Source organism: Streptomyces calidiresistens, from assembly GCF_014141525.1.
Taxonomy (GTDB): Bacteria; Actinomycetota; Actinomycetes; order Streptomycetales; family Streptomycetaceae; genus Streptomyces; species Streptomyces calidiresistens.
Map to the genome: position 1 here is coordinate 1 of NZ_VKHS01000462.1, position 4,515 is coordinate 4,515.

Here is a 4,515-nt window from a genome sequence, read left to right on the forward strand (position 1 = left end):
CCCGCCGAGGGCGTGGGAGCTGATCGGATGGCGCAACGGGTCGTAGTGAGGACGCAGGAGGTCCTGGAGAAGGACGACCAGAAGGAAGAGCGGACCGGCCACCACGCCCCCCACGAGCAGGAACCGGTTCACCCTCTCCCCCGGGTGCGCGTCGGGTGGCGGTGTGCGGAACATCTTCATCGAGACCTCCGGGAGACGGGGAGGGGGACAGCGGGCAGGGTGGGCCGGTGGCTTCGAGCCGGTGGAGAGCCCCACACCCCTGAGAACCACCTGACGCGTCTCCCGCGTTGTCCACTCCGAGTAGGTCATCCCATCACACAGTGAAACGGAAAGAACCCGGGCACCGCAGGCGAGGGCACTTGACCTTGTCGTGGCGTCAGGGTCTTCACTGGGCGCATGAGGATCGGCGAGATCGCGGCGCTGGTCGGGGTGTCCACCCGGACCGTGCGCCACTACCACCGGATGGGGCTGCTCCCGGAGCCCCCGCGCCGGGGCAACGGGTACCGGGAGTACCGCCTGCGGGACGCCGTGACCCTCGCCCGGGTGCGACGGCTGGCGGAATTGGGCCTGTCCCTGGAGGAGGTCCGGACGACCCTGGCCGCCGACCGGGGCCGCGGCCTGCGGGAGGTGCTGAGCGAGTTGGACGCGGACCTGGCCCGGCAGCAGGCGGAGATCGCCGCCCGGCGACGCAGGCTCGCCGCGTTGTTGGAGGAAGCCGACCCGCATCCCGACTCCGTGGTCTCCCCGGAGATGGCATCGGTGCTGCGCGGGCTGCCGACCGGGGCATCCGGAACGGCCGCGCTCGACCGCGAGATGTTGGCCCTGATGGACACCGGTCTCGGCGACGCGGAGCGGGCCGCGCTCGCGGAACTCTTCCGGCCCCTCACGGAACCCGGGGCGCCCGCCGGGGCCCGAGACATCTACACGATGTTGGACGACCTCGCCGACGCCGAGCCCGACGACCCCCGGGTCGCGGTGGTGGTCGACCGGATCGCCGACTACCTGCCGGGGGAGATGGTCTCGGCGATGCTCCGGCACCTCGACACCGCGGGAGAGCGGAACTGGTGGGAGGAGTTGTCGCACGAGTTGGCTCCCGCCCAGGTGGAGACGTTCCGGCGGCTGGTGACCGTGCTGCGGGAGCGGCGGTGATGCTCCGCGCGGCGCGGGCCGCTCTGTGCCTGGTGATCCCCGGCGAGCTGCTGCTGGTGGTCCTGGTCGCCTCCGGAGTGACCGTCCCGGCGCCGGTGCCGGCGGTCTCCGGGGCGCTCGTGGCCTGTGTGATCACCCTGGAGACGGTGGTCGTCGCGCGCCTGTTCCGTGCCGCGCGCCGGGAGGGGGCGGGCCGAAGGAGAGCGACGCGCCTGACGTACGAGCGGCTGGTGCCGATCACCGTGCGGAGGTTGTTGGGGTTCGAGGCGGCCGGCATGGCGGCCCTCGCCCTGTGGATCGCGCGACGCCGGCACGGCGTTCCGGCCGGCGCCCGCGCCCTGCCCTACGCCGGGGCGCAGACGTTCACGATGGGCATCTTCGTCTTCGCCATGGTCGTGGAGTTGGTGGGGCTGGAACTCCTGCTGCGGGCGCTCGACGCACCGGCGGCCCTGCGCGTCACGGTTCTGGTGATCGATGCCTACGGGGTCCTGATCGCGTTCGCCGTCATGGCGGCCTGCGCCACCCGCCCGCACGTGGTGACGGACACCGAGGTGCGGGTGCGGTACGGGGCCTTCTTCGACCTGCGGATACCGCGCGAGCGGATCACGGCCGTGCGGCGCGTGGCCCGCTTCGACGAGAAGGGTCTGATCGGCGTGGACGGGGACCGGTTGGCGGTGGCGGTCTCCTCGCAGACCAACATCGTCCTGGAACTGGACCGGCCGATCACCGCCACGCGTCCGCTGGGGAGGACCGTCGAGGTGGGCACGGTCCGCTTCTTCGCGGACGACCCCGCCGCCGCACTCGACGCCCTGCGCACCCGTCCCGAGCCGGTGGCCGAGGCCGCGTGACGGGACGGGCCCGGCAGGGCTCAGGCCGGTGAGCGCTCCGGTACGGGGACGACCGCCAGTTCCGCCCACACCGTCTTGCCGGAGCCCCGGCGGATCACCCCGCAGCCGAGCGCCACCGCCGCCACCAGCACCAGCCCCCGGCCGCTCTCCTCCCACTCCCCCGGCGACCGGGCGGGCCCGGGGGCGGGGAGCCGGTCCCCCGCCACGTCATCGACCTCCACCCGCAGGGGCCCGCGCCGGCCTGGAAGTTCCAGCCGGAGGTGGAAGTCACCGCCGGGGATTCCGTCCCCGCCGTGCACCACGGCGTTGGTGGCCAACTCGCTCACCACGAGGGCGGCGTTCTCCGAGAGCGGGGTGCGCGGTGGGAAGCCCCACAGGTCGAGTTGACGCACCGTGAGGCTCCGGGCAAGGCAAACGCCCCGTGCGGTGGAACCGATCCGTCGCGCGATACGGCGATTCGTACCGGCAGGGGTGATGTTGTCGTCCACGGTCTCGAGTCTGGCCCCGCGAGGACTACCGTGGCGAAGCGGGCAACCCGTACGGATCGTGGTTGTCCGACTCCACAGGGTCGCAAGTCATCGGGGTGCGGGGGAGATCACCACCATGCACGAGAAGCACACGCGCGAGGACCACCACGAGGGAGCCGTCGACGCCGGCGACGACGGCCGGTCCGGCGGAACGACCACCATCGACCGATCCGTTCCCCACCCGAGCCGGGACGTGGAACTGCCCGAGGACCAGGACAGCGCGCAGGACTTCCTGCGCGCACTGGGGAAGTTGTTCAAGCGGGCCCGCGAACGGGCGGGCCTCACCCAGCAGGAAGCCGCCGAGCGCCTCAACTTCGGGGTGGACCTGATCTCCGCCATCGAGCGCGCCCGTCGCATCCCGCAGGAGGAGTTGCTCCACGCGGCGGACGACCTCTTCGGGGCGGACGGGATGCTGACCACCGTCATCCCGGACCTGCGCGAGGCCAAGAAGAAGGTCCGCACCCGCCACCCCGCCTGGTTCCGGTTGTACGCCACGTTGGAATCCCACTGCGTGGAACTGCACAGCTACACCACCATGGTCATCCCCGGCCTGCTGCAAACCGAGGCCCATGTCCGCGCCCTGCACGAGGTCAGACGGCCTCCTCTGCACAGCGACGTCATCGAACAGCGCGTGGCGGCGCGAATCGCCCGTCAACCGCTCCTGTTGGAACCCGGAAGCTGGCCACCACCCACCATGACTTTCGTGGTCGAAGAGTCGGTACTCCATCGCAAATTGGGTGGCACCGAAGTGCACCAAGAACAGTTGAGGCATCTGCTGCGCGTATCCGCGCTTCCCTGGGTCGAGTTGCAGGTGATGCCCATGAAGTGCGCGGACCACCCCGGCCTGGCCGGTTCCTTCAGCATCCTGACGCCCCGGGGCAGACCCCAAGTCGCATACACGGAGGGGCATGGCCGAAATGAGCTGATCACCGACCCGGAACGCGTGCGTCTCATGGCCGGTCGCTATGGGAGCATCCGCGCGCAGGCACTCACACCGCGTCAGTCAACCACCCTGATCGAATCTCTCCTGGAGGAACGATGACGAAGAGAAATGACACCGTTCTCCCCTCTCGCTCCCACCTCACAAGCAGCCACGGCAACCACGAAGGCGGGCAGGGCGTCGAGGGGGCCCTGCTCTGGCACACCTCCAGCCACAGCGACAACGAGGGCGGGGACTGTGTCGAGGTCGCGGAGTGCCCCGGGACCGTGCACGTGCGGGACTCCAAGCACCGGGGTGGTGGGCGGTTGGGGTTGCCGTCCACCGCGTGGTCGGCCTTCCTCGGGTACGTCGCTCCCCGCCCCTGACTCCCCGCCGCAGCGATTCGGCCACCGACCCGGACGCCGACAAGCCGTCCGGGTCGGCCGGCCACTCCCCCACCGGTGTCCGGTCGGCGCCCCTCCCCCTCACCTCCGGGGGCCGATGGGGTGTCATCCCCTCACCCGGACGCGGGCACCTCGGGGTGTCGGTGCCCGTCGGCGGGCCGTTCCGTGGAGCGTGGGGCCGAGGCGGCGAGGGCGGAGGCCGGTCGTCGCGGACCGTCCGCGCACAGAGGGAGACCGGCGATGCTGCTGGAGAGGAAGACCGCCGTGCTGCACGGCGCCGGTGGACCGATCGGCGGAGCGGTGGCGCGCGCCTTCGCCCGGGAGGGGGCGCGGGTGTTCCTCACCGGCCGCACCCGGGAGCCGCTGGACGCGGTGGCGACCGACATCCGCTCGCGCGGCGGGACGGCGGACATCGGGGTGCTGGACGCGCTGGACGAGTCCGACGTGGATGCCCTCGTGGACGACATCGCCGCCGAGGCCGGCTCGGTGGACGTCTCGTTCAACCTGATCGGCTTCGGGGACGTGCAGCAGCCGCTCATGGAGATCGACGTGGAGGACTTCACCCGGCCGGTGACCACCCTGCTGCGCTCGCACTTCCTGACCACCCGGGCCGCCGCCCGGCACATGGTGCGGCGCGGGTCGGGGGTGGTGCTCGCCTTCGGCGGGGG

Annotated in this window: 6 protein-coding genes and 1 pseudogene; 5 read left to right on the forward strand and 2 right to left on the reverse strand. The window is 71.6% G+C overall.

Annotation, left to right across the window (positions count from 1 at the left end; translation table 11 throughout):
• A pseudogene (locus tag FOE67_RS17585) lies at positions 1 to 180 on the reverse strand (DUF998 domain-containing protein); the annotation flags it as partial.
• Positions 181 to 396: 216 nt separating this feature from the next.
• Between FOE67_RS17585 and FOE67_RS17590 the strand changes: the two are divergent.
• Together FOE67_RS17590 and FOE67_RS17595 are read left to right on the forward strand one after the other, a co-directional pair.
• A complete protein-coding gene (locus tag FOE67_RS17590) occupies positions 397 to 1,149 on the forward strand; it encodes a MerR family transcriptional regulator (protein ID WP_182665392.1) in 753 nt (250 codons plus the stop codon).
• Complete coding sequence (locus tag FOE67_RS17595) at positions 1,149 to 1,997, forward strand: hypothetical protein (protein WP_182665394.1); 849 nt, start codon at positions 1,149 to 1,151, stop codon at positions 1,995 to 1,997. The genes FOE67_RS17590 and FOE67_RS17595 overlap by 1 nt, the downstream gene beginning before the upstream one ends.
• Positions 1,998 to 2,017: 20 nt before the next feature.
• Here FOE67_RS17595 and FOE67_RS17600 read toward each other — a convergent pair whose 3' ends face one another.
• Positions 2,018 to 2,389 carry an ATP-binding protein gene (locus FOE67_RS17600; RefSeq protein ID WP_323384997.1) on the reverse strand — a complete coding sequence of 124 codons (372 nt, stop codon included), beginning with the start codon at positions 2,387 to 2,389 and terminating at the stop codon, positions 2,018 to 2,020.
• Between the two features lie 211 nt (positions 2,390 to 2,600).
• Between FOE67_RS17600 and FOE67_RS17605 the strand changes: the two genes are divergently transcribed.
• From FOE67_RS17605 to FOE67_RS17615, 3 genes are all read left to right on the forward strand, one after another.
• Complete coding sequence (locus FOE67_RS17605; protein ID WP_182665398.1) at positions 2,601 to 3,566, forward strand: helix-turn-helix domain-containing protein; 966 nt, start codon at positions 2,601 to 2,603, stop codon at positions 3,564 to 3,566.
• On the forward strand, positions 3,563 to 3,829 hold the full coding sequence (locus tag FOE67_RS17610) for a DUF397 domain-containing protein (protein ID WP_182665399.1): 267 nt from the start codon (positions 3,563 to 3,565) through the stop codon (positions 3,827 to 3,829). The genes FOE67_RS17605 and FOE67_RS17610 overlap by 4 nt, the downstream gene beginning before the upstream one ends.
• 258 nt (positions 3,830 to 4,087) lie before the next feature.
• Positions 4,088 to 4,515: SDR family NAD(P)-dependent oxidoreductase (locus tag FOE67_RS17615; protein ID WP_182665401.1), on the forward strand; the 428-nt coding region annotated here is incomplete at its 3' end.

What these genes read in the sequence shown, in the direction of transcription:
- FOE67_RS17595 (WP_182665394.1), top strand. Translation starts at nt 1,149, where the DNA reads ATGCTCCGCGCGGCGCGGGCCGCTCTGTGCCTGGTGATCCCCGGCGAG.
- FOE67_RS17610 (WP_182665399.1), top strand. Translation starts at nt 3,563, where the DNA reads ATGACGAAGAGAAATGACACCGTTCTCCCCTCTCGCTCCCACCTCACA.
- FOE67_RS17605 (WP_182665398.1), top strand. Translation starts at nt 2,601, where the DNA reads ATGCACGAGAAGCACACGCGCGAGGACCACCACGAGGGAGCCGTCGAC.
- FOE67_RS17590 (WP_182665392.1), top strand. Translation starts at nt 397, where the DNA reads ATGAGGATCGGCGAGATCGCGGCGCTGGTCGGGGTGTCCACCCGGACC.